We start from the raw sequence: 22,321 nt of genomic DNA on the forward strand, positions 1-22,321 counted from the left end.
GGCCCGGATGACGTGCTGTCACCCGCGCCCTTGATGGATGCATCAGTGTGTTGAAACAGCGCTAGCGCGCAACCGAGAAGCCTTCGCCGTTGAGCAGGCGCACGCGCGCCTTGGCGAGCTGGTTCTGCGCTTCCTCCAGCGACACACAGTCCACCGTGATGTCGTCGTTGGGGGATGCTTCCGAGGCCACGCGGGCCGTCTGCAGGCGCGCGATGGTGGAGTCCGACACGTGCGCGCACATCGCACAGCCGTTCTTGCGCCCGTGGTCGACGATCTCGGAGAACAGCTTCGCGGATTCCGGCTCCAGCGGGCGCAGCCCCCGCATGTCGGCCAGAACCAGGTGCCGCCCTCCGCCGTAGCTGTCCGTGGCCTTCTTGTAGACGGCCACGTACTCCTTCATTTCGTTGGGCCGCATGAAACCGCTCATGCGGGCAGTGATGGTCCGACGGCTGACATCGTTGGTGACTTCGAACATAGGTGCGCCCTCCCTCGCAGGCGCAAAGCCTAACAGACGTCTTTCGGACTTTCACAGCCCCCCCCTTGTTTCCTTGGTGACTGGAAGGTTTGAAAGGGATTGCGCGTTTTTCCTTCTTGATACGTTGTAAAAATGAAGAAGCCCGGTCCGCGTGAGCGGGACCGGGCTTCCATGACTCCAGGCTGACCCGGAGCGGGGTTGGATCAACCCACTGCGCGGACGTTCTGGGCCTGGAGGCCCTTGGGGCCTCGGGTCACCTCGAACTCCACCTTCTGGCCTTCGGCCAGGGTGCGGAAACCGTCCATGTTGATGGCGCTGTGGTGGCAGAACACGTCCTCACCACCGCCGTCCTGCGTGATGAAGCCAAAGCCCTTCGCATCGTTGAACCACTTCACCGTACCAGTAGCCATGAATCGTCTTCTCTTTGTTGGTGGGGCGCGGCACCCACCGCCCGAAGGCGGCCGGTCCTCTCGAAATGTGAGGGCCTGAGTGCGAACAACAGTCTGCCCGGCGGGGCAGGGTGGGTGGAAGCCCCCTTGCTTATCAGCCAACAGTTCAATGGGTGGTCAGTCTGCCTACTCATTGTTGTCGCAGGCAGGCGGGCGAGGGGGAGTGGCAGGCCCGGCGCCCGGGCCTGGGGGCGTGGCTACCGTTCCGGCCAAGGCCACGACGGCCGGGAGAGGAGTCACGTCATGTACGAGTACGAGGTCCGAGGCCTGGAGGCCGCGCCAGTGCTGCCGCCCGTCCCCCCGCGCTCGGAGGGTGCCGTGCGCCGCGAGTGGCGCCGCATGAGGGACCACAGCGCGGCGGCGGGCATCCTGTCGCGTCCCCTGCTCGGCCGGCTGCCGCTGCGCCGTTGGGTGCCGCAGGACATCCACTCGGTGCTGGACTACGTGGGTGGGGCGGCGCTGGTGGCGGTGGGGAGCGCGTCCGGTGACAGCGCGGCGAAGGCGGCCGGCTGGGCCCTGGGTGGGGCCGCGGTGGGCGTGTCGCTCTTCACGGACTACCGGCTGAGCCTCTCGAAGCTCATCCCCATCGAGGCGCATGAAATCGCGGACTACGCCTACGGCCTGGGCGCGGTGCTGGCGCCCTTCGTGCTGGGGTACGCGAAGCGCTCGCCCGTGGCGGCCGCGCTGCACGTGCTGCTGGGCGTGAAGGTGCTGGCCGCGTCGCTGGTGACGGACTACCGCTGCCAGACGGGCATGCACCTGGGCGGGGAACTGGCCACGGACCCCGAGGGCATCGGGGCCTGAACCGGGCTCGAGCGCAAGGCGGCGGGCCCATGCGAGGGTTCCCGCCGCCTGGCGCCGGTCATCGCCTCGGGCGGGCCTCAGGCGGTCTTCACCTGGGCGCTGGACTCCAGCTTCGTGGGGCCCGCGCTCTCGATGCGCATGCCGTAGAAGCTGCGGTAGACGAACACCGTCGACAGGACGAAGAACACCGCGGACAGCACGCGCAGGAGCATGCCCTGGCCGGCGGCCTCCAGCTCCACGGACAGCTCCACGGCGAGCAGGCCGAACAGCGTGGTGAACTTGATGACCGGGTTGAGCGCGACGGAGGACGTGTCCTTGAACGGGTCGCCCACCGTGTCACCCACCACCGTGGCGGCGTGCAGCTCCGTGCCCTTGGCCTTCAGCTCCGTCTCCACCAGCTTCTTCGCGTTGTCCCAGGCGCCGCCGGCGTTGGCCATGAACACGGCCTGATACAGGCCGAACACCGCGATGGAGATGAGGTAGCCCACGAAGAAGTAGGGCTCCAGGCACGCGAACGCGAGCGTGCTGAAGAACACCACGAGGAAGATGTTGATCATCCCCTTCTGCGCGTACTGGGTGCAGATCTCCACCACCTTCTTGGAGTCGGACACGCTGGCCTTCTCCACGCCCTCCAGCTGGATGTTGGCCTTGATGAACTCCACCGCGCGGTAGGCGCCCGTGGACACCGCCTGCATGGAGGCGCCGGAGAACCAGTAGATGATGGCGCCGCCGGTGATGAGGCCCAGGAGGAAGGGCGCGTGCAAGAGGGACAGGTTCTGCGCGTTGACCGCGTTGAGCACCTGCTCGCCGTTGGCGGCCCGCGTGATGCCCACCAGCAGCACGATGATGGAGAAGATCATCGTCGTGGCGCCCACCACCGCCGTGCCAATGAGCACCGGCTTGGCGGTGGCCTTGAACGTGTTGCCCGCGCCGTCGTTCTCCTCCAGGAACTCCTTGCCCTTGTCGAAGTCCGGCGTGAAGCCGAAGTCCTTCTGCACCTGCGCCTTCACGTCGGGGACGTTCTCGATGAGGGACAGCTCGTAGACGCTCTGCGCGTTGTCCGTCACCGGGCCATACGAGTCCACGGCGATGGTGACCGGGCCCATGCCCAGGAAGCCGAACGCCACCAGGCCGAACGCGAACACCGCCGGGGCAATCATCAGCGCGCCGACGCCCAGGGTGCTGAACCCATACGCCAGCCCCATCAGCGCCGCGATGACGAGGCCCATCCAGTACGCGGAGAAGTTGCCCGACACCAGGCCGGAGATGACGTTGAGGGACGCGCCCCCCTCGCGGCTGGCCGTCACCACCTCGCGCACGTGGCGGCTCTCCGTGGAGGTGAAGACCTTGATGGCCTCCGGGATGATGGCGCCCGCCAGCGTGCCGCAGGTGATGATGGCGGACAGCTTCACCCAGAGGGTGTCGTCCCCGCCGATGTTCGGGATGAGCAGGTAGCTGATGAGGAACGTCAGCGCCACGGACACGATGGACGTCAGCCACACCAGGAAGGTGAGCGGCGCCTCGAAGTTCATGTGGTCCGCGTTCTTGTAGCGCGCGCCCTGGATGGCGTTGTTGATCCAGTACGACACCAGTGACGCCACCACCATCACGATGCGCATCATGAAGATCCACACCAGGAGCTGCACCCGGTACTGGGGCTCCACCGCCAGGAGGATGAACGTGATGAGCGCCACGCCGGTGACGCCGTAGGTCTCGAAGCCGTCCGCGGAGGGGCCCACGCTGTCGCCCGCGTTGTCGCCGGTGCAGTCCGCGATGACGCCCGGGTTGCGCGCGTCGTCCTCCTTGATCTTGAAGACGATCTTCATCAGGTCCGACCCGATGTCGGCGATCTTGGTGAAGATGCCGCCCGCGATGCGCAGCGCGGAGGCGCCCAGCGACTCACCGATGGCGAAGCCGATGAAACACGCGCCCGCGAAGTCCGGCGGGACGAACAGCAGGATGAACAGCATCAGCAACAGCTCCGTGCTGATGAGCACCATGCCAATGGACATGCCCGCCTGGAGCGGGATGGCATACGTGGGATAGGGCTTGCCGCGCAGCGACGCGAACGCGGTGCGGCTGTTGGCGAACGTGTTCACCCGGATGCCGAACCAGGCCACACCGCAGCTGCCGGCGATGCCCACGAGGCTGGCGAACAGGATGATGGCCACCCGGCCGAACTCCATGTGCTGGAGGAAGCCGAAGTAGCCGACCATCACCACCGCGATGAGCAACCAGAGGACGCCAATGAACTTCAGCTGCGTCAGCAGGTACGTCTTGCACGTCTCATAGATGAGCTCGGAGATCTCCAGCATCGCCCGGTGCACCTCCATCTTCCGGAGGCTCGCGTACTGCAGGACGCCGAAGATGAGGCCCAGGACGCAGACGGCGATGCCGGACATCAACAGCTGACGTCCGTCCAGGCCCGCGAAGAAGGTGACGGAGCGGAAGTCGGGGAGCTTGAGGTCCGCCTCGCTCGCGCTCGCGGGGGTTGCTCTGAACAGCGCCAGGAGCCCGAGGGCCCCGGCCGCCGTGCGGGTGACACGCTGCTTGAGACGGTCCAGCCGTGAAACGGTGGGTGTCATGGGGTGCAACCTCTCTCACAGTGACTCAGGGGAGTGATGTCGAGGGGTTGGCCGCCTGCGTACGAGCACCTCCGAGCGCAGACGCTTCAGCGCAGCCTCGCCCTTCAAGGCAAGACATGCCCTGAAGGCGGCTGTGATTTATCACGCTCCGTCAAATGGAGTCGAAGTCAGGAATTCCATGTCGCATCCCGTCAAGTTGGATTCAGACACAAATGCCTGAACCACCTGGCAGGTGGGATGGCATCCGGGACGGATGGACGTGTCAGGGATTGAACTTGAACAGGAATCCGTCCTGCGGCCGCCGCGACGGACCGTCTTCCCGCGCGGGCCGGTTGAAGCCGCCGGCCAGGAGCACGCCGCCGGACGCGTCCACGCTCACGGCGCGGGCCTGGGCCACGGTGCCGGGGCTCGCGAAGCCGCGAACCCACAGCGACGTGCCCTCTTCCGGCAGGAGCTTCGCGACATACAACCCGGGGGGCAGGTTCCCCCCGCCCAGGGCGGGGCCGCCGTCATGGCCGCCCGCCACCGTCACCTGGCCCGCCTCGTCGGTGGTGACCAGGGGCGCGCCGGTGGGGAAGGTGCGCGCCCACTGCTGGCCGCCGCGCCCGTCGTATGCCAGCAGGAAGCCGTCGCGGGAGTCCGCGCGGTGGAAGGTGTTCTGGAAGTAGAGCCGGCCGCTGAAGCCGCCGCCCACGAAGACGCGGTCCGCCCCCACAGCCACGGACACCGCGGTGCCGTCCGTGCCGCGCACGTCGTGGCTCCAGACGTGGTCGCCGTCGCGGGTGAGCTTCACCACGAAGGGCGTGTGCTGGCGCACGGTGACGAAGGTGGCGTCGCCAAGGGACACCGCCCCCGCGTAGCCGCCCACCACGTGCACGTCGCCAAAGACATCCACCGCCACCGCGCGCGCGGAGACCTCGCCCTCGCCGGTGGGCATCCACACGCGGCTCCAGCGCTGCTCCCCCTTCGGCCCCACACGCAGCGCGAAGCCCGCGTGTCTGCCGTTGGGCGCTGTCTTCAAGCCCTCGCCCAGGTCGCGCGCGCCGGAGAAGTCCCCCACCAGCACCGCGCCCCCGTCATGGTCGGACGTGACGCCGTTCACCGCCACGGGGCCCTGGCCCGGCAGCGAGCGCACCCAGTCCAGCGCGCCGCCGCCGTCCAGCCGGGCCAGGAACGGCCCTTCCGGCAGCGTGGCGCCGTCGCGGGTGAAGCCCGCGGACAAGCCCGTGAGGAAGATGTTGTCGTGGGCGTCCACCGCCAGGCCGCCCACGCGGGCCCGCGCCGCGTGCTGGGGCGTCCAGCCCCGCGCCCACTTGAGCGTGCCCTCCGGCGAATACCGCGCCACCAGCAGGTGGGGCGCGACAACGTTGCGATTGAAGGGCAGGGGCCCCGCCCCCAGGTCCATGGGCTCTTGATAGGTCGCCGCCACGAGGACGTCCCCGTTGGAGGTCACCACCGCATGCGGAGCCTGAGGGTCCCCCACCATCAGGGTCCGCGACCACGCGTGGGCCTCCACGCCCTCTTGCACGACCTGTCCACCCACCTCGCCGAGCACCGGGATGCGCGGTGCCGTGGCCCGGGCTTCCTCGCACCCCACGAGGAAGAGTCCCCCCACGCACACCGCCATCCGAAACCACGCCACCGCCGCCACCCCGTCCCGGTCTCGCGCCACCAACCCCGACTCCCCCGCCCTTCAACCGCGCCCAAGCCCTACTGCAAGCGCGCGGCCAACGTGGTGAGGCCAAGGTGTCCCCTCGGGAGCGGCCGCGGCGAGCCGCGCGGAAGGGAGGGGTGCGTGTCCGTCAGCCAGTAATTCCTGCCGACCGAGGGGTGGGAGGGCGGTAAAGAAAGACGCCCGCGCGGGTCTCCCCGGCGGGCGTCGATGGATGTGTTGTGTTTTGGACGGGCGAGGGACTACAGCACCTTCACCGGCACTTCCTTGAGCACCTGGTCGCCGCGCATCACCACGACGGTCCAGCTGCCGGGCTTGGCCAGCTTCACGCCGGTCCACTGCCGCGCGCGCCAGCCGTCACCCTTCACCTTCACGTCCTTCGTCTCGCGCACGGTGTTGCCCTGCTTCACCTGCACCGTCAGGTCGTCGATGGTGTCGCCCTGGGGCACCAGGTAGCTCTGCCACAGCATCACGGAGGTGCCCGCCTTGACGCCCTCGGGGCCCACCTCGGCGGTGCACTCGTACTTGTTGGGGCCCTCCTTGGCCACCTCCGTGCAGAGCTTGGCTTCCACCAGCACGGGGCCCTGGCCCTGGCCCTTGTAGAAGTAGTTCCAGGTGTCGCGCACCGCGTCCGCGTTGGGGGCCTTCACGGACTCCGCCGCCGGGGCCGCCGCCTCCTGCGCTCCCGCGACCGACGCCACACCCAGCACCGCGCACAGCACGCTTCCGTTGAACACGCTCTTCATGTCTTGGGGTCCCCTCGTTGATGTTGACGGCAGCCGGCCCACGTCCGGCCCCTGGGTGTGCCTGTCTACCATGAAACAACCCCGGCCAATCCCCGGCTTCCCCTGAACTCGGAGCGGCGGGCTCGCCGCGCCGCGCTATCCGCGCCCTAGCCGAAGAGGAAGAAGCCCAGCGTCACCAGCGGCAGGTACGTGAGGAAGGCCACCAGGAGGAAGCCGAGGATGTCCTTGAACTCCAGGCGCGCCACGGCCAGCAGCGGCAGCGCCCAGAAGGGCTGGATGAGGTCGGTGGCCATGTCCCCCCAGGCGTACGCCAGCACCACCTTCTCCGGCGCCACGCCCAGCCTCCCCGCCGCGTCCAGCAGGTAGGGCGCCTCGATGGCCCACTTGGAACCTCCAGAGGGCACGAAGTAGTTCACCACGCCGCTGTAGAGGTACACGATGGCGGGGAAGGTCTCCCGCGTGGACAGCGACACGAAGAGCTCCCCGAAGCGGTCCGTGAGCCCCGTGGCCTTGAAGATGCCGTAGATGCCCGCGTACAGCGGGAACTGCAGCACGATGCCGTGCAGCACGCTCGCGGCCTCCTCGCTCGCCTTGAGCAGCCGGGCGGGCGTGCCGTGCAGCAGCACCGCCAGCGTGAGGAAGGTGAAGTTCACCACGTTGAGGTTGAGCGCCTTCCAGCCGCCGTGCAGCCACAGGTGCCGCGCGAACCACACCAGGCCCAGCACGCCGAAGACGGCGTTGAGCAGCCACGCGTGGTCCAGCCACTCCGCGGGGCTCAGGCGGCCCTCTGGCTTCGTGGGCGGGACGAAGTCCCCCAGCTTCTCCAGCACCGCGGGCTCCACGCGCACGGTGCGCTCGGGTGACGGGTGCAGCGCCCACGCCAGCGCCGTGAGCAGCGCCACCGCGGCCAGCGTGAGACCCACGTTGAAGGGGGAGAACAGCGTCCGGTCAATGGGGATGACCCCCAGCTGCTTCTCCAGGAAGTGCCCCGGCGTCGCGACCAGCAGCGGGGCGGAGGCGGACAGGCCCGCGTGCCACGTGGCGCCCAGCCCGAAGTAGGCGCACGCCACCAGCAGCCGGTAGTCCACGTCCGGGCGCCTGCGCGCGATGAAGCGCACCAGCATGGCGCTGGCGACCAGCGACAGGCCCCAGTTGAAGTACGCGAGCGCCATGGACACCGCCGCCATCAGCGCGGTGGCGCTCCGGGGGCTCCGGGGCAGGCGGGCGACCCATTCGAGCAGCGCCTTGACCGGGGCGGTGAGCGCGAGCAGATAGCCAGTGAACATCACCAGGGCCATCTGCATGGAGAAGGTGAGCAGCTCCCAGAAGCCGCCGCCCCATGCGTCCAGCACCACCGGCGGCGCGGCCCCCACCCAGCCCAGGGCCAGCGCCATGGTGAGCAGGGTGAGCAGCACCGCGATGGCGAAGGCGCTGGGGACGAAGCGCGCGGAGAAGCGGCCCAGGCCTTCGGCGAACCGGACGAGGGTTTCCACGTTGAGGGCTCCAGGCGGTCAAGGAGGCCCCGGTGCAAACTCCCAGGGCGACACCCCGGCTTTTACGGTATGAGCGGTCGCCATGTCCCCTAGCGAGCAGCACTCCCCCGTCTTCGAGCGCATCGCGACAGGCGTGCCCGGACTGGACCCCATCCTGGGCGGTGGCCTGGTGGCGTCGGGCGTCTACATCGTGGTGGGGGAGCCGGGCGCGGGGAAGACCATCTTCGCCAACCAGCTCTGCTATTCGCAGGCCCAGCAGGGTACGCGCTGTCTGTACGTGACGCTGCTCGCGGAGTCGCACTCGCGCATGCTGGCGAACCTGCGCAGCATGGCGTTCTTCGACGCCTCCCAGCTTCCGCAGCGCATCTACTACGTCAGCGGCTTCCGCATGCTGGAGGAGCAGGGGCTGCCGGGCCTGCTGGAACTGCTTCGCCGGGAGATGCGCAACCACGGCGCGGGCATCCTGGTGCTGGACGGGCTGGTGCAGGCGCAGGAGGCCGCGGGCAGCAGCCGCGACTTCAAGAAGTTCATCCACGAGCTCCAGGTGTCCGCCGGCCTGTCGCGCTTCACCGCGCTGCTGCTCACGAGCAGCGTGGGCCCCGCCGTGCACCCGGAATACACCATGGTGGACGGCATCCTGGAGCTGCGCGAGCGCACGGCGGCCATGCGTTCCTGGCGCGAGTTGCAGGTGCGCAAGTTCCGGGGCAGCGCCAGCCTCAATGGCTCGCACCACTTCCGCATCTCCGAGGCGGGCCTGGAGGTGTTCCCCCGCCTGGAGTCCATGGCCAGCCGCGCGCAGCCGCCGGACTGGGGCACGCAGCGGGTGCGCTTTGGCGTGCCCACGCTGGACGCCATGATTCCGGAGGGCATCGCGGCGGCGTCCACCACGCTGGTGATGGGGCCGCCGGGCTGCGGCAAGACGCTGCTGGGCGCGAGCCACCTGGCCGAAGGGCTGCGCCTGGGCGAGCCCGGCCTGATGGTGAGCTTCTACGAGGGGCCGGACCGGCTGCTGCACAAGACGGCCAACGTGGGGCTGTCGCTGGGCTCCGCGGTGAAGGACGGCCGGCTGGCGCTCCAGTGGAACATGCCCGCCGAGTGCAACCTGGACCTGGTGGCGCACACCATGCTGGAGGACGTGCGCAAGCGTGGCGTGAAGCGCCTGTTCGTGGACGGCCTGAGCGCCATGGTGGAGACCACGAACGAGCCGGCGCGCATCAGCCCCTTCTTCGCCGCGCTGACGCAGGAGCTGCGACGCCATGGGGTGACGACCGTCTTCACGCTGGAGACGCCGCGCCTCTTCGGCCCGGACATGGACGTGCCCCTGGGCACCGGCCTGTCCGGCGTGGCGGAGAACCTGCTGTTCATGCGCCACCTGGAGCTCAATGGCCGCCTGAGGCGGCTGCTCTCCATCTTCAAGCTGCGCGACGCGGACTACGACCCGACGCTGCGCGAGTTCCTCATCACCTCGCAGGGAATTGAGATCCAGCCGCCGTTCCAGCCGTCGCCCGAGTTGCTGCTCACCGGCATCGCCCGCTTCCCGGGTAACCACTCCTGACCCCCAGAGGACCCGTGGTTCCCGCGACCGAGACAGTGCTGGTGGTGGACGACGAACAGGGCATCCTGGAGGCGCTCGCGGACCTCCTGAGGGAGGAGGGCTACCGCGTGCTCACGGCGTCCCATGGCCGCGAGGCCCTGGAGCGCATGGCGGAGGTGAAGCCGGACCTGGTGCTGACGGACTGGATGATGCCCGTGCTGGACGGCCCCGCGCTCATCGAGCGCATCCTCCAGGACCCGACGCTGCGCCACATCCCCGTGCTGGGCATGAGCGCCGTGGACGTCAACGGCCTCAAGCGCCTGCACCCGGCCATGGAGTTCCTCCAGAAGCCGTTCGACATCCGCGCCCTGATGAAGCTGGTCCGCAAGTCCCTGGACGCGAACACCCGCGTCCGGGGAGGGTGAGGCGCCGCGCGTGCCCGGAGGGTCCGCCATGTTCCACCTGCTGAAGCTGGGTCCGGTGCCCCTCTCCGTGGGCACCACCGGTGTCTACCTGCGCATTGGAGAGACGGGCGAGCCGTCCGCCCCCGTCTTCGAGCAGACGGACGCCGCTGGCGTGCGCGCCCTCATCGCCGGCCTGGAGCCGTCCCAGGTGTCCTGCGAGCCCGCGCTGGCGGACGCCGCCTCCGAGCTGGGCCTGGCCGTGGCGCCCCCGTCCCCCGCGGCGCTCTCCGCGCGGGCGGCCATCGCCACCTTCCTCGCGTGGGGGCAGCTGGGCGTGTCCGGGCTGGGCAGCGACAAGGCGCTGCTCTTCGTCCAGGCCGCCACCGAGTTCTGGGAGGCCCGGCCCTGGACGCACTGGGATGACAGCCAGGCCTTCGTCGTGGACGTGACGGGCGCGCACGAGCACACGTACGAGGGCTGCGTCTTCCACGGCGATGACGAAGGCCCGTCCGGCCTGGCCCTCTACCTGTCCCCCGGCGCGCTGGGGCGGCTGCTGGAGCTCCAGGTGCATGGCGCGGAAGCGGAGGCGAAGGCGCTGCCCGCCATCACCGTGTCGCTGGAGGCCCGCCCCGCCTACGCCGTGGAGGCGCTGTCCGCCGCCGGCCGCCTGCCCCGGCTGCCCCTGCCCGTGAAGGCCGGGCCCCAGGGGCTGGCGGTGCCCTCCAGCCTGGAGGCCCTCATCCTGGTGGCCGCCCTGCGCGCCGTGGCCCGCCTGTCCCCATCCCAGCCGGAGGCCCTGAGCAGTATGGTGGCCGGCGATGCCCGCATGGACGTCCGCGTCCGCGCCCCCGCCCCGCGTGTCCGCAACTAGGCGGAATCAGGAACCCCCTGCCGTGACGCACCCGGACCAGGCAGGGGACCGCTGGTGTGAAACTGTTAACAACCGCCATGAATAGAAAGGTTGATTCACAAAGTATCTGGGTTCATAGGTGGAGACGTGACTGACGCCGGCCTTTCATCACGGGTCCAGCGCTTCATCACGACGCACATCGATTCCATCGAGAAGCTGGAGGTGCTCCTCCTGCTTCGCGCCCGGACGGACCGGGCGTGGTCCGCGTCGGCGGTGGCCCTGGAGCTGCGCATCACCGAAGCCTCGGCGGCCCGCCGCATGGCGGAGCTGAAGACGGGAGGGCTGTTGCTCCAGGATGGGGTAGCGGACGCCTACCGGTTCAGCCCCGGCCGGTCGGACGACGTGCAGGACACGGCGGAGCTGGCGAGCGCGTACGCGGCGCGCCGCGTGAGTGTGATTTCGTTCATCTTCTCACGCCCGATGGACCGGGTGAGAGGCTTCGCGGACGCGTTCGTGCTCAAGAAGGACAAGGACGGCGACGGACATGGCTGAGGCGGTCTACATCCTGTGCGCGTTGACGAGCGCTGCGTGCGCGGTGCTGCTGTTGAGGGCCTGGCGGCGCACGCGGATGAAGCTGCTGCTCTACAGCGGCCTGTGCTTCTCCGTCTTGACGGTGAACAACGTGCTGCTCTTCGTGGACCTGGTGCTCATCCCGGCGGGAGACCTGTCGCTGGCGCGCACCGTCACGTCGCTCGTGGCGAGCGGCGTGCTGCTCTTCGGCCTCATCTGGGACGTGTCCTGAGATGTTGAAGACCTTGCTCGATGGCGCGGTGATGATGGCGTACCTGGCGTGCGCCCTGTTCTTCCTGCGCTTCTATCTCCAGTCGAAGGACCGGCTGTTCGCGCTGTTCTCGCTGGCCTTCACGTTGATGGGTTTGCACAACGTGCTGGGCACGGTGGTGGGGCCGGACCTGGACACGGAGCGCATCCACTACCTGTTCGTCGTGCGCCTGGTGGCCTACCTGCTCATCCTGGGGGCCATCTGGGACAAGAACCGCGCGGGGCGTGGAGCGCGGTGAGAAGCTGTTCTCCTCCTGGGCCTTTGGGAGGACCTTCTTCATGACCCCGACCTCGCTTCCCCGCTTCACCCCGCGCCGCCCGTTGGGGCGCACGGGCTTCACCGCGACGGCGGTGGGCATTGGCGACCTGGCGGACCGCACGGTGCCGCGCGAGGCGCTGGTCGCCACGCTGGTGCGCGCGCTGGACGCGGGGCTCAACGTCATCGACACCGCGCCGGGCTACGAGGACGGCCTGAGCGAGGAGGTGGTGGGCGAGGCCCTGCGCGGCCGGCGGGAGGGCGTGTTCGTCATCGACAAGGTGGACGTGCTGGACGCGCCGGTGGCGCCGCAGGTGGAGGAGTCCCTGCGGCGGCTGGGATTGCCGTCCGTGGACCTGTTCGCGCTGCACGCGGTGAAGTCGCTGGCGCAGTGGGAGGAGCTGGCCCGGCCGGGCGGCGCGCTGGAGCAGCTGGAGGCGTGCGTGGCGAAGGGGCAGGCGCGCTTCCGGGGCATCTCCTGCCACCACCCGGACGCGCTGGTGGCGGCGGTGCGCTCCGGGCGGTGTGACGTGGTGATGTTCCCCCTGGGGCCGTTCGTGGACGCGCGCTACGTGGAGCAGGTGCTGCCCCTGGCGCGTGAGAGGGGCGTGGGCGTGGTGTCCTTCAAGACGTTCGGCGCGGGCAAGCTCCTGGGGGACACGGAGGGCTATGGCCGGCCGCTCCAGGCACGTCCGCGCGGCAAGGTGGGCTCCGGCGGCGAGGCGCGCGACACGCCGGTGCTGCCGCACCTGTCGGTGGCGGAGTGCGTGCAATACACGCTCACGTTGGATCCGGACGTGATGTTGATGGGGATGGGCTTCCCGAACGAACAGGACGCCGCGCTCCAGGCGGCCGCGGCCTTCCGGCCCCTGGACGCGGCGGAGCTCCTGGCGGTGCGGGAGCGGGCGCACGTGGCCATCCAGGGCAAGGGCGCGGTGTGGTGGAACCCGCCTTCACTGGAAGTCACGGCGGGCTGAGGCGCCGGGCGCAGGCAGCCGGGCACCCGCGGGTTGCCTGGAGGACACTCGTCCTGGATCCCCGGGCCGGGGAGCCTTGTGGCCCCTGGGGGACCGTCATTATCGGAGCGTCCCTTTGGTGAGGCGCCATCCCCATGGCGCCGTGGCCCGCGCTCCATGCCCGAATCCTCCATCGAGCCTTCGACCGAGCCTGCCGGTGAGCCACCGCCGCCGTCCGCTGTCCTGACGAACGGCGTGGTCTCCACGCCGCCTGAAGCCCTGGCGGGCGCGGCCGTCACCCCTGCCGCCGTGGAGGTCGTGTCGCCCGAGGCCCTGGCCCGGGCCCGGGAGGCGTCGCGTGCCGCGGAGGAGGGCCGCTTCGCGTTCCTGGCCCGCGCGGGCGAGGTGCTGGCGTCGTCGCTGGATGAACCCACGGTGCTGCGCCAGCTGGCGGAGCTGGTGGTGCCGGGGCTCGCGGACTGGTGCGCGGTGGACGTCGTCACGCCTTCGCGCACGGTGGTGCGAAGGGCCGCGGCACACCGGGACCCCGCGCTCGTGTCCACCGTGTATGCCCTCGCGGAGCGCTGGCCCCATCGGACGGAAGGCCCCGAAGGCGTGGCCCACGTGCTGGGCACCGGCCAGCCCCGCCTCATTCCGGACGTGCCCGAGCAGGCGTTCCTGGAGGCGGCGCGCGGGAACGCGAGCCTGGAGGAGACCTGGCGCCTGGGCTGCCGCTCCGTGATGCTGGTGCCGCTGGAGGCGCGGGGGCGGGTGCTGGGATGTCTGTCATTGATGTCCGGCACCGCCGGCCGCTTTGGCGAGTGCGACCTGGAGCTGGCGCGCGAGCTGGCCCGCAGGGCGGCGCTGTCGCTGGACAACGCGCTCTTGTACGGCGAGGCCCGTCAGGCCCAGGCGCGCACGGCGCGGCTGCAGGCGGTGACGGCGGCCCTGTCCCGCGCGGCCACCGAGGACGCGGTGGCGCAGGTGCTGGCGCGCGAGGTGTGGGAGGCGAGCGGCGCCTCGCGCGTCGCGGTGCTGGCCCTGGAAGAGGACGGCCAGCTGCGCCCGCTGCGGGTGCTGGGCTACTCCGAGGAGGCGCTGGCCTCGTTCACCCGGCCGCCGGACCGGCCCGCCTCCAAGGGGTTCCCGGACATCCGGCGCGAAGCAGGGTGGTTCGGCACGCTGGAGGAGTTCATGGCGTGCTACCCGCAGGACGCGGAGCTCGCGAGCCGTCAGGGGGCTGGGGCGCGCGCGGTGGTGCCGCTGTGGGGTGAGACGCGCGTGCGCGGCCTGCTGCTGCTCGCGTGGCCGGAGCCGCGCGTCTTCCCGGCCGCGGAGCGCGCGTTCCTGGAGGCGCTGGCGCACCAGTGCGCGCAGGCGCTGGAGCGGGCCACGCTCTACGAAGCGCTGCGCGAGCGCACGGAGCGGCTGCGGCAGGCGCTGGTGACCGGCGACATGGGCACCTGGCGGTTGGACCTGGTGCGCGGCAGGGAGCTGCGCGACGCGTCGCTCAACCACATGCTGGGCCTTCCGGCGGTGGACTCGGTGGCGCCGGTGGGCGACATGCTGCAGTTGCTGCATCCGGAGGACCGGCCGCACGTGGAGGCGGCGTTCCACCGCTACCAGCGCGAGGCACCGGGCTTCTTCGAGCTGGAGTTCCGCGTCCTGCGCCGCGACGGCGCGCGCTGGATGCACAGCGTGGGGCAGTCCTTCGCCGGCTCGGACGGGAAGGTGACGGAGCTCACCGGCGCGATGGCGGACATCACCCGGCGCAAGGAGGCCGAGGAGCGTCTGCAATTGCTGCTGGACGCCAGCCGCGTGCTGGCGCTGCGCCTGGACGACGTGGAGGAGGCGCTGCCGGAGGTGGCGAGGCTGGTGGTGGACCACGTGGCCACCGGCTGCCTGGTGGACCTGGCCGCGCCGGACGGCAGCCTGCGCCAGGTGGCGGTGGCCCACCGCATGGCCGGACACGACGTGCTGCTGAGGTCCCCGCCGGGGAGGGCCCGGAGGGCCTCGCACCCGGCGCTCCAGTGCTTCCGGACGGGCGAGGTCTGCTTCCTGTCGCGCCTGGACGTCCAGCTCCGCGACGAGGTCTTCGCGACCGACGCGCCCCGGCCGCTGGTGGAAAGCCTGTCGCCCACGTCGGCGCTGTCGGTGCCGCTGCGCGCGCGGGGCCGCACGCTGGGCGTCATCACGCTGTTCACCGCCGACCCCCAGCGCACGCTGGTGGCCGCGGACGTGACCATGGCGGAGGAGCTGGCGCTGCGCGTGAGCGTGGCGCTGGAGAACGCGCGCCTGTTCCACGACGCCCAGTCCGCGGTGCGGCTGCGCGACGAGTTCCTCTCCGTGGCGAGCCACGAGCTGAAGACGCCGCTCACCAGCCTCATCCTCCAGCACAACCTCATTGGCCGGGCGCTGGAGAACGCGGGCACGCCAGGCCCGGTCTCCGGGAAGCTCAACACCGCGCAGCGGCAGGTGCTGCGGCTGACGGCGCTGGTGGACAACCTGCTGGACGTGAGCCGTCTGTCATTGGGCAAGCTGGCGCTGGAGCGCGCGGAGGTGGACCTGGCGCAGCTGACGCGCGACGCGCTGGAGCGGCTGGAGGACGTGTTCGCCCAGGCGCGCTGCCCGCTGAGGCTGGAGCTGCCGCGCACGCTGACGGGTCAGTGGGACTCGCTGCGGCTGGACCAGGTGCTGGTGAACCTGCTCACCAACGCGGCGAAGTACGGCGCGGGCCACCCGGTGACGGTGCGCGCGGGCGTGGACGCCAGCGACGAGGTCTGGCTGGAGGTACGCGACGAGGGCATCGGCATTGAAGCGGACGCGCTGCCGCGCCTCTTCGGCCGCTTCGAGCGCGCCGTGAGCGAGCGGCACTACGGCGGCATGGGGCTGGGGCTCTACATCAGCCGCCAGATTGTCGAGGCGCTGGGCGGCCGCATCGACGTGGACAGCCAGCCGGGGCAGGGCGCCACCTTCACGCTGCGGCTGCCCCGGAACATGGCCTTCAGTGCCGCGGCCCCTTGAGCGGGGGCCCTTCCTGCTCCAGCGCGCGGTACTCGTCGTCGGTGAACAGGCGTGAGCGGATGAGGAAGCGCACGCCTTCGGGGGCTTCGACGGAGAAGCCGCTGCCGCGACCGGGCACCACGTCCACGGTGAGGTGGGTGTGGCGCCAGAGCTGGAACTGCGGGCCGGACATGTAGAAGGGCGTGCCGACGATGTCGCCCAGGTACACGTCCTCCTGTCCCACGCGGAAGTCGCCGCGCGGAAAGCACATGGGCGCGCTGCCGTCGCAGCAGCCGCCGGACTGGTGGAAGAGGAGCGGGCCATGGAGGCCCTGCATCTTGCGGAGCAGGGCCTCCGCGGCCGGCGTGACCTCGACGCGCGGCACGGACATGGGTGGGTCCTAGAAGAAGCCCATGGGCTTCGGGTCGTAGCTGACGAGCAGGTTCTTCGTCTGCTGGTAGTGATTGAGCATCATCTTGTGCGTCTCGCGGCCGATGCCGGACTGCTTGTAGCCGCCGAACGCCGCGTGCGCGGGGTACAGGTGGTAGCAGTTCACCCAGACGCGGCCCGCCTGGATGCCGCGGCCCATGCGGTACGCGGTGCTGTTGTCACGCGTCCACACGCCGGCGCCCAGGCCGTAGAGCGTGTCATTGGCCAGCGCGAGCGCGTCCTCGGCGTCCTTGAACTTCGCCACCGCGACGACGGGGCCGAAGATCTCCTCCTGGAACACGCGCATCTTGTTGTTGCCCTCGAAGATGGTGGGCTCCACGTAGTAGCCCTCCGCCAGCGCGCCGGGCAGCGCCTTGCGCCCGCCGCCGGTGAGCACCTTCGCGCCCTCCTTCTTCCCGATGTCCAGGTAGCTGAGGATCTTCTCCAGCTGGTCGTTGGACGCCTGCGCGCCAATCTGCGTGGAGACGTCCAGCGGGTTGCCCTGCACGATGCGCTTCGTGCGCTCCACGGCCCTGGCGATGAACTCGTCGTAGAAGCGCTCGGCGACGAGCGAGCGGGACGGGCAGGTGCAGACCTCGCCCTGGTTGAGGGCGAACATGGCGAAGCCCTCCAGCGCCTTCTGGGCGAAGTCGTCGTCCTTGGCGAAGACGTCCTCGAAGAAGATGTTGGGGGACTTGCCGCCCAGCTCCAGGGTGACGGGGATGATGTTCTCGGAGGCGTACTGCATGATGAGGCGGCCGGTGGTCGTCTCACCCGTGAAGGCAATCTTCGCGATGCGCTTGTTGCTGGCGAGCGGCTTGCCGGCCTCGATGCCGAAGCCGTTCACGATGTTGAGCACGCCGGGGGGAAGCAGGTCGCCCACCAGCTCCGCGAACTTGAGGATGGTGACGGGGGTCTGCTCCGCGGGCTTGAGCACGACGCAGTTGCCGGCGGCGAGCGCGGGGGCCAGCTTCCACGCGGCCATGAGCAGCGGGAAGTTCCACGGGATGATCTGCCCCACGACGCCGAGCGGCTCGGTGAAGTGGTAGGCGACGGTGTTGTCATCCAGCTGGCTGAGCGACCCTTCCTGCGCGCGGATGCAGCCGGCGAAGTAGCGGAAGTGGTCGATGGCGAGCGGCAGGTCCGCGGCGAGCGTCTCGCGGATGGGCTTGCCGTTGTCCCACGTCTCGGAGACGGCGAGCATCTCCAGGTTCTGCTCCATGCGGTCGGCGATCTTCAGCAGGATGTTGGCGCGCTCGCCGGCGGCGGTGCGGCCCCACGCGTCCTTCGCCTTGTGCGCGGCGTCGAGCGCCTTCTCGATGTCCTCGGCGGTGGAGCGGGGAATCTCGCAGAAGGGGCGGCCGGTGACGGGGGAGATGTTCTCGAAGTACTGGCCCTTCACGGGCGGGACGAACTCACCGCCGATGTAGTTGCCGTAGCGGCTCTTGTACTCGACCTTGCTGCCCTTCTGACCCGGAGCTTCATAGACCTTCGACATGGGGGACTCCCTGCGTTGGGTTTTGACGCACGCGTGTGGGGGTTTGACGCGGAACAGACGATAGGCAGGTAACGCTCCGCGTTATGCGCGAAGGGTCGGAGGTAAATGTTTGTTAATGGTTGATCGCTGAATCGGGCGCGAAGTCACTCGGGCGTGATGCGAGCGGGCGGGCAGGGTGGCCTTGCTGCCGCCCGTCATGTCTTCCACCTCAAGAAGGTGGGGGACATGGCATGCAAATGTTCAGAGATCGCTTCGACGCCGGCCGTGCGTTGGGGCAGCGGCTGCGCGTCCTGCTTGGGGACAGCACGGATGTGTTGGTGCTGGCGCTGCCGCGCGGCGGTGTGCCCGTGGGATTCGAGGTCGCTCGGATACTGGGGGTGCCCCTGGACGTGTTCGTGGTGCGCAAGCTGGGCACGCCAGGGCACGAGGAGCTGGCCATGGGAGCGATCGCCACGGGCGGCGTCACCGTCCTCAACCAGGGCGTGGTGCGCAGGCTGGGGATCCCCCAGGCGGCCATCACGGCGGCCGCCGAGCGTGAGGCGCGGGAGCTGATCCGCAGGGAGCAGCTCTTCCGCGACGGCAGGCCTCCGGCGCGCGTCGAAGGGCGCACGGTGATCATCGTGGATGACGGGCTGGCCACGGGCTCCACGATGCGGGCGGCGCTCCAGGCGGTTCGCCACCAGGAGCCCGCGCGCCTCGTGGTGGGCGTTCCGGTGGGTTCGCCGGAGACGTGCGCGGCGTTCAAGCGAGAAGCGGACGCGGTCCTCTGCGTCCACACCCCTGCGCCCTTCTATGCGGTGGGTCAGTGGTACGAGGACTTCACCCAGACCACCGACGACGAGGTGCGCGAGCTGCTGGCGCGCGCGGCGCACGGTGGGGAGACTGCCCTGGAGGCGCCATGAGCAGGCGGAGAGTGTCGGAGCACGCGGTGCAGCTGGAGGCGGAGCCCGGCGTCTGGCTGAACGGGACGCTGAGCATCCCGGAGGCGGCTTCAGGCGTGGTGCTGTTCGCGCACGGCAGCGGCAGCAGCCGGTTCAGTCCGCGCAACCAGTACGTCGCGGGAGTGCTTCAGCAGGCGGGGCTGGCGACGCTGCTCATGGACCTGCTCACGCCGGAGGAGGAGGAAGCCGAGCGCCAGACGCGGCACCTGCGCTTCGACATCGAGCTGCTGGCGCGAAGGCTTCAGGGCGCGGCGCGGTGGTTGATGCAGGTGCCGGGGTTGGGAAGCCAGCCGCTCGGGCTGATGGGTTCGAGCACGGGGGCAGGGGCGGCGCTGGTGGCCGCCGGGCGAGCGCCTGAAGCCATCCATGCGGTGGTGTCCCGGGGCGGCCGGCCGGACCTGGCGGGCTCCGTCCTGCCGGCGGTGCGCGCGCCGACGCTGCTCATCGTGGGCGGTGATGACACGCAAGTGATTGCGCTCAACCGTCAGGCGCTGGCGGCGCTGCGTGGTGACAAGCAATTGAAGATTGTTCCCGGGGCGACCCACCTCTTCGAGGAGCCGGGGACGCTGGAGCATGCGGCGATGCTGGCCCGGGACTGGTTCCTCCAGCAGCTGGTCACGGCGGCACGGGAGGGTGCGTCCACCGGGGCTCCGCCATGAGCCCGCGCCCGGGCATCGTGGTGGTGGGAGGCGTGGCCACGGACTACCTCGTGCGCGGGAAGTCGTTCCCGGAACTGGGAGGCAGCGCCGAGGGCGACGTCTTCCAGGAAGCGCTCGGAGGGAAGGGGGCCAACGGCGCGGTGGCCGCCGTGAGGTTGGGAGCGGAGGCTGCGTTGGTGGCGAGGGTCGGGATGGACAGGCGCGGCCTGGAGCAGTTGGCGCGGCTGACACAGGAAGGTGTGTCGGTGGATTCGGTGGTGTCGGACCCGGAGCCGCCTTCGGGTGCGGTGCTGGTGATGGTGGACGGAAGCGGGAGGAAGCAGACCTTCTTCGCGCCGGGCGCCAATCACAGACTGACCCTGCGGGATGTGCTGCGAAGCGCGGAGCGGATCGCCGCCGCGGATGTGTTGCTCGTGCAGTTGGAGGTGCCCCTGGACGCGGTCCAGGCAGCGGTCCGCCTGGCGCGCGCCGCCGGAGTGCGGGTGGTGTTGGATCCCGCGCCGGCCGTGCCGCTGCCGGAGGTCCTGCTGGAGGATGTCCACGTCATCCGGCCGAATGCCAGGGAGGCCCGGACGCTGACGGGCATCACGGTGCATGACCGTGCCTCCGCGCGACGAGCCGCCCGCAACCTGCTGCTGCGAGGCGTGGGGGCAGCCATCATCGCGGCGCCCGGTGGAAGCCTCCTGGTGTCACGGGAGGAGGAGGCGTGGCTGCCCGAGCTGCCGGTGGACACCGTGGATACCACCGGAGCGGGGGATGCATTCGCGGCGGCGCTCAGTGTCGCCCTGGCCGAAGCCCAGCCGCTCCTCACCGCCGCGCGCTTCGCGCACGCCGCCGCCGCCATCGCGACGACGCGGCTGGGAGCGCAGGCGGGGCTGCCCTACCGGGACGAAGTGCTCGGAGTGCTCGCGGACGTGAGGCCAGACGTCCAGCCCGCGCCGCTGTAGCAAGGGCGTGCTGTGACGTCTTTGGGGTAGGGCGTCATTTCTTGGTCTGCTGCCGCTCCAGTGCCCGCCGTACGCGAGCTTCCTTCTCCTGCTTCTTCCGCAGCTTCTGCCGGACCTCGCCCTCGAACATGAGCTGCTCCAAGAACACGTTCAGTTCCTGCCGCGACAGGACCGGGCACTTCCAGTTCAGGTCCCGCATCCGCTGGAGGAATGCGTCCGGAAGCGCGACGCCGTAGCGCAGGACGTAGTACGGAAGGTCGGCCCGCCAGTGCCAGACGCCGTCCGTCCACGCGTGGTGGGGCGCGATGTTCTTCTCGCCCGTGAACCAGTCACTCAGCGCTCCCGAGCTGACCGCGAAGACGACGCCCGTCGTGAGATAGCGCGCCACCTGACTGCGCTCTGCCTCCGGAATCTTCCCCCGCGCTTCCACGATGGAAGGTCCTTCGTCGGATCTGAGGCCGAGCTCACGGAAGTTCCCTGCGGACTGGAGCAGCATGCCTCTTCCCTACCAGGGAGGCGGCGGTGGCGCACCGCAGTCGCCCGGCCTCGGCGTAGGGTGTATCGATGACCCTCAAGAACAACGAACCCGTCTGGCAGTTCAGGAGACTGCTGGTGGGGGCCTTGCTCATCACGGCATGTGCCGAAGGACCGACGCCCAATCCCACCAGCACGGCCCGGAAGTGGGTCGGCCCGTTGGTGAACGTGCCCGGTGGCGGCCAGTTCCGTACCGTCATTCATTACGGCCCATGGCAGTGCAGCGCCCAGATCATGGACTACTGCCGGGAGAAGTGCTCCGGAAGCGGCCATGTCCTCCAGGGCTGCATGTGGCTCGCCGACGTGAAGATGGACTTCGAGGGAACGATTGTGCGGGCGGGGAGCCGGTTCGGCATGACGCACTGTTGCTGCAACTACGGGACGCTCACCGCGGCCCAGAACGCCGCGGCCCGCGACCGTTGGGACAACATCCGTGACGGGTTCCGAGGCCGATGGGCTGAGCGCTTCGGCGCATGGCCAACCGAGGCCAATGGGAAGCCCTATCAGGGCCACCACATCCGGGACCTCAGCCATGGTGGCAACCCCACGGATTGGGACAACATCATCCCGTTCCCCAAGGACATCCACCAGACGCTGAATGGGCTCTATGCCCAGTGCTACGCGAACGAACCACCATGGACCGGCGTGGGCCCGAGCTATCCCTATGGCGAGTAACCCCCTGTCGATGACTGCCCTGCTCGAAGAGGTTTCACGCCTCCACCACGCACGTCCTCCCGCGACGCCCGCGCAGGTTGATGCCTTCGAGCAGCGCGTCGGATGGCGGTTGGACCCGGACCTCCGCGCCTTCTACCTGCACTGCGATGGCGCGGACCTGTTCGACCGCGTCGACCCCGCGTTCTCCTTCCCTCCACTGTCCGAGCTCCTCCGCGCGCGGGTCGTCATGAGCCAGGACGACACGGACAAGTCAGGCCCCGCGTCCTGGTACGCCATCTGTGAGGTTCGCGATGGGAACTACGTCCTGCTCGACGTGAGCCAGCAGCACGATGGCCGCTACCCCCTGCGCGACGGCTTCCGCGAAGGCTTCCCGGACCCAACGCAGTGCCTCCAAATCGCCAGCTCCTTCTCCGAGTTCCTGGCGGGCGCGCTCCGCTCCAACGGGCGCTGGTTCTGGCTGAAGAAGCTGATGCAGGACGAGCGCTGACCCGGGCCCCGCGACCGCGTCCCCACCGCACGCAGCCGCGTTCCGCCAGCAGCCTCGAAAGCCCCGCCATCCTCGCAGGCCGCT

At 69.8% G+C, this 22,321-nt stretch carries 23 protein-coding genes; 14 read left to right on the plus strand and 9 right to left on the minus strand.

Annotated features, from left to right (window positions below; all coding sequences use genetic code 11):
• Positions 1 to 61: 61 nt before the first annotated feature.
• On the minus strand, positions 62 to 415 hold the full coding sequence (locus NR792_RS30245; RefSeq protein ID WP_240672695.1) for a hypothetical protein: 354 nt from the start codon (positions 413 to 415) through the stop codon (positions 62 to 64).
• Between the two features lie 263 nt (positions 416 to 678).
• Positions 679 to 885, minus strand: coding sequence for a cold-shock protein (locus tag NR792_RS30250; RefSeq protein WP_375756172.1), 207 nt, complete (start codon positions 883 to 885; stop codon positions 679 to 681).
• A gap of 282 nt (positions 886 to 1,167) precedes the next feature.
• Between NR792_RS30250 and NR792_RS30255 the strand changes: the two genes are divergently transcribed.
• The gene (locus NR792_RS30255) at positions 1,168 to 1,728 is read left to right on the plus strand and encodes a hypothetical protein (protein ID WP_375756173.1); all 561 of its coding nucleotides are present in this window, start codon (positions 1,168 to 1,170) and stop codon (positions 1,726 to 1,728) included.
• A gap of 77 nt (positions 1,729 to 1,805) precedes the next feature.
• Here NR792_RS30255 and NR792_RS30260 read toward each other — a convergent pair whose 3' ends face one another.
• The 4 genes from NR792_RS30260 to NR792_RS30275 form a co-directional block, all read right to left on the minus strand.
• Positions 1,806 to 4,313, minus strand: coding sequence for a sodium-translocating pyrophosphatase (locus tag NR792_RS30260; RefSeq protein WP_375756174.1), 2,508 nt, complete (start codon positions 4,311 to 4,313; stop codon positions 1,806 to 1,808).
• Between the two features lie 262 nt (positions 4,314 to 4,575).
• Positions 4,576 to 5,985: a hypothetical protein gene (locus tag NR792_RS30265; RefSeq protein WP_375756175.1), complete on the minus strand. Its 1,410-nt coding sequence runs from the start codon at positions 5,983 to 5,985 to the stop codon at positions 4,576 to 4,578.
• A 242-nt stretch (positions 5,986 to 6,227) separates the two neighbouring features.
• Complete coding sequence (locus NR792_RS30270; RefSeq protein WP_375756176.1) at positions 6,228 to 6,731, minus strand: hypothetical protein; 504 nt, start codon at positions 6,729 to 6,731, stop codon at positions 6,228 to 6,230.
• Positions 6,732 to 6,877: 146 nt separating this feature from the next.
• Complete coding sequence (locus tag NR792_RS30275) at positions 6,878 to 8,224, minus strand: short-chain fatty acid transporter (protein WP_375756177.1); 1,347 nt, start codon at positions 8,222 to 8,224, stop codon at positions 6,878 to 6,880.
• An 82-nt stretch (positions 8,225 to 8,306) separates the two neighbouring features.
• Here NR792_RS30275 and NR792_RS30280 point away from each other — a divergent pair, with 82 nt between their 5' ends.
• From NR792_RS30280 to NR792_RS30315, 8 genes are all read left to right on the plus strand, one after another.
• The gene (locus NR792_RS30280; RefSeq protein ID WP_375756178.1) at positions 8,307 to 9,779 is read left to right on the plus strand and encodes an RAD55 family ATPase; all 1,473 of its coding nucleotides are present in this window, start codon (positions 8,307 to 8,309) and stop codon (positions 9,777 to 9,779) included.
• A 14-nt stretch (positions 9,780 to 9,793) separates the two neighbouring features.
• Positions 9,794 to 10,183, plus strand: coding sequence for a response regulator (locus NR792_RS30285; protein ID WP_375756179.1), 390 nt, complete (start codon positions 9,794 to 9,796; stop codon positions 10,181 to 10,183).
• Positions 10,184 to 10,211: 28 nt separating this feature from the next.
• Positions 10,212 to 11,033: a hypothetical protein gene (locus NR792_RS30290; protein ID WP_375756180.1), complete on the plus strand. Its 822-nt coding sequence runs from the start codon at positions 10,212 to 10,214 to the stop codon at positions 11,031 to 11,033.
• Between the two features lie 126 nt (positions 11,034 to 11,159).
• Entirely contained in the window at positions 11,160 to 11,564 is a 405-nt protein-coding gene (locus tag NR792_RS30295; RefSeq protein ID WP_375756181.1) for a hypothetical protein, read from the plus strand.
• Positions 11,557 to 11,814 (plus strand): DUF5985 family protein, encoded by a 258-nt coding sequence (locus NR792_RS30300; protein ID WP_375756182.1) that lies wholly within the window; start codon positions 11,557 to 11,559, stop codon positions 11,812 to 11,814. Before NR792_RS30295 ends, NR792_RS30300 begins: the two co-directional genes overlap by 8 nt.
• A gap of 1 nt (position 11,815) precedes the next feature.
• Complete coding sequence (locus NR792_RS30305; RefSeq protein WP_375756183.1) at positions 11,816 to 12,091, plus strand: DUF5985 family protein; 276 nt, start codon at positions 11,816 to 11,818, stop codon at positions 12,089 to 12,091.
• Positions 12,092 to 12,131: 40 nt separating this feature from the next.
• Positions 12,132 to 13,085 (plus strand): aldo/keto reductase, encoded by a 954-nt coding sequence (locus tag NR792_RS30310; RefSeq protein WP_375756184.1) that lies wholly within the window; start codon positions 12,132 to 12,134, stop codon positions 13,083 to 13,085.
• A 156-nt stretch (positions 13,086 to 13,241) separates the two neighbouring features.
• Positions 13,242 to 16,088: a GAF domain-containing protein gene (locus NR792_RS30315; RefSeq protein WP_375756185.1), complete on the plus strand. Its 2,847-nt coding sequence runs from the start codon at positions 13,242 to 13,244 to the stop codon at positions 16,086 to 16,088.
• Here the strand turns inward: NR792_RS30315 and NR792_RS30320 are convergent.
• Both NR792_RS30320 and adh read right to left on the minus strand, forming a co-directional pair.
• Positions 16,069 to 16,458, minus strand: coding sequence for a DUF779 domain-containing protein (locus NR792_RS30320; RefSeq protein ID WP_375756186.1), 390 nt, complete (start codon positions 16,456 to 16,458; stop codon positions 16,069 to 16,071). The genes NR792_RS30315 and NR792_RS30320 overlap by 20 nt on opposite strands.
• Before the next feature lie 9 nt (positions 16,459 to 16,467).
• The gene (adh, locus tag NR792_RS30325; RefSeq protein WP_375756187.1) at positions 16,468 to 17,994 is read right to left on the minus strand and encodes an aldehyde dehydrogenase; all 1,527 of its coding nucleotides are present in this window, start codon (positions 17,992 to 17,994) and stop codon (positions 16,468 to 16,470) included.
• A gap of 230 nt (positions 17,995 to 18,224) precedes the next feature.
• On the opposite strand from adh, the gene NR792_RS30330 reads away from it, so the two are divergent.
• Genes NR792_RS30330 through NR792_RS30340 form a run of 3 tightly spaced genes read left to right on the plus strand, consistent with a single transcriptional unit; the run spans position 18,225 to position 20,541 of the window.
• Positions 18,225 to 18,896, plus strand: a complete 672-nt coding sequence (locus NR792_RS30330; RefSeq protein WP_375756188.1) for a phosphoribosyltransferase — start codon at positions 18,225 to 18,227, stop codon at positions 18,894 to 18,896.
• Positions 18,893 to 19,594 carry a dienelactone hydrolase family protein gene (locus tag NR792_RS30335; RefSeq protein ID WP_375756189.1) on the plus strand — a complete coding sequence of 234 codons (702 nt, stop codon included), beginning with the start codon at positions 18,893 to 18,895 and terminating at the stop codon, positions 19,592 to 19,594. The genes NR792_RS30330 and NR792_RS30335 overlap by 4 nt, the downstream gene beginning before the upstream one ends.
• The gene (locus NR792_RS30340; protein WP_375756190.1) at positions 19,591 to 20,541 is read left to right on the plus strand and encodes a ribokinase; all 951 of its coding nucleotides are present in this window, start codon (positions 19,591 to 19,593) and stop codon (positions 20,539 to 20,541) included. Before NR792_RS30335 ends, NR792_RS30340 begins: the two co-directional genes overlap by 4 nt.
• A 34-nt stretch (positions 20,542 to 20,575) precedes the next feature.
• On the opposite strand, the gene NR792_RS30345 is transcribed toward NR792_RS30340, so the two are convergent.
• Entirely contained in the window at positions 20,576 to 20,929 is a 354-nt protein-coding gene (locus tag NR792_RS30345) for a hypothetical protein (protein ID WP_375756191.1), read from the minus strand.
• Between the two features lie 176 nt (positions 20,930 to 21,105).
• Between NR792_RS30345 and NR792_RS30350 the strand changes: the two genes are divergently transcribed.
• Positions 21,106 to 21,750: a hypothetical protein gene (locus NR792_RS30350; RefSeq protein WP_375756192.1), complete on the plus strand. Its 645-nt coding sequence runs from the start codon at positions 21,106 to 21,108 to the stop codon at positions 21,748 to 21,750.
• 4 nt (positions 21,751 to 21,754) lie between these two features.
• The gene (locus tag NR792_RS30355; protein WP_375761719.1) at positions 21,755 to 22,237 is read left to right on the plus strand and encodes an SMI1/KNR4 family protein; all 483 of its coding nucleotides are present in this window, start codon (positions 21,755 to 21,757) and stop codon (positions 22,235 to 22,237) included.
• Positions 22,238 to 22,321: the final 84 nt, after the last annotated feature.

This window comes from Corallococcus exercitus (genome assembly GCF_042231735.1).
In the GTDB taxonomy this organism is placed as follows: domain Bacteria; phylum Myxococcota; class Myxococcia; order Myxococcales; family Myxococcaceae; genus Corallococcus; species Corallococcus exercitus_B.

Excerpts from the sequence above, each read along its gene's own strand:
- NR792_RS30280 (WP_375756178.1), top strand. The coding sequence starts at position 8,307 with ATGTCCCCTAGCGAGCAGCACTCCCCCGTCTTCGAGCGCATCGCGACA.
- adh (WP_375756187.1), bottom strand. The coding sequence starts at position 17,994 with ATGTCGAAGGTCTATGAAGCTCCGGGTCAGAAGGGCAGCAAGGTCGAG.
- NR792_RS30260 (WP_375756174.1), bottom strand. The coding sequence starts at position 4,313 with ATGACACCCACCGTTTCACGGCTGGACCGTCTCAAGCAGCGTGTCACC.
- NR792_RS30340 (WP_375756190.1), top strand. The coding sequence starts at position 19,591 with ATGAGCCCGCGCCCGGGCATCGTGGTGGTGGGAGGCGTGGCCACGGAC.
- NR792_RS30320 (WP_375756186.1), bottom strand. The coding sequence starts at position 16,458 with ATGTCCGTGCCGCGCGTCGAGGTCACGCCGGCCGCGGAGGCCCTGCTC.
- NR792_RS30255 (WP_375756173.1), top strand. The coding sequence starts at position 1,168 with ATGTACGAGTACGAGGTCCGAGGCCTGGAGGCCGCGCCAGTGCTGCCG.
- NR792_RS30310 (WP_375756184.1), top strand. The coding sequence starts at position 12,132 with ATGACCCCGACCTCGCTTCCCCGCTTCACCCCGCGCCGCCCGTTGGGG.
- NR792_RS30350 (WP_375756192.1), top strand. The coding sequence starts at position 21,106 with ATGACCCTCAAGAACAACGAACCCGTCTGGCAGTTCAGGAGACTGCTG.
- NR792_RS30330 (WP_375756188.1), top strand. The coding sequence starts at position 18,225 with ATGCAAATGTTCAGAGATCGCTTCGACGCCGGCCGTGCGTTGGGGCAG.
- NR792_RS30250 (WP_375756172.1), bottom strand. The coding sequence starts at position 885 with ATGGCTACTGGTACGGTGAAGTGGTTCAACGATGCGAAGGGCTTTGGC.
- NR792_RS30335 (WP_375756189.1), top strand. The coding sequence starts at position 18,893 with ATGAGCAGGCGGAGAGTGTCGGAGCACGCGGTGCAGCTGGAGGCGGAG.
- NR792_RS30305 (WP_375756183.1), top strand. The coding sequence starts at position 11,816 with ATGTTGAAGACCTTGCTCGATGGCGCGGTGATGATGGCGTACCTGGCG.
- NR792_RS30245 (WP_240672695.1), bottom strand. The coding sequence starts at position 415 with ATGCGGCCCAACGAAATGAAGGAGTACGTGGCCGTCTACAAGAAGGCC.
- NR792_RS30300 (WP_375756182.1), top strand. The coding sequence starts at position 11,557 with ATGGCTGAGGCGGTCTACATCCTGTGCGCGTTGACGAGCGCTGCGTGC.
- NR792_RS30315 (WP_375756185.1), top strand. The coding sequence starts at position 13,242 with ATGCCCGAATCCTCCATCGAGCCTTCGACCGAGCCTGCCGGTGAGCCA.
- NR792_RS30270 (WP_375756176.1), bottom strand. The coding sequence starts at position 6,731 with ATGAAGAGCGTGTTCAACGGAAGCGTGCTGTGCGCGGTGCTGGGTGTG.
- NR792_RS30290 (WP_375756180.1), top strand. The coding sequence starts at position 10,212 with ATGTTCCACCTGCTGAAGCTGGGTCCGGTGCCCCTCTCCGTGGGCACC.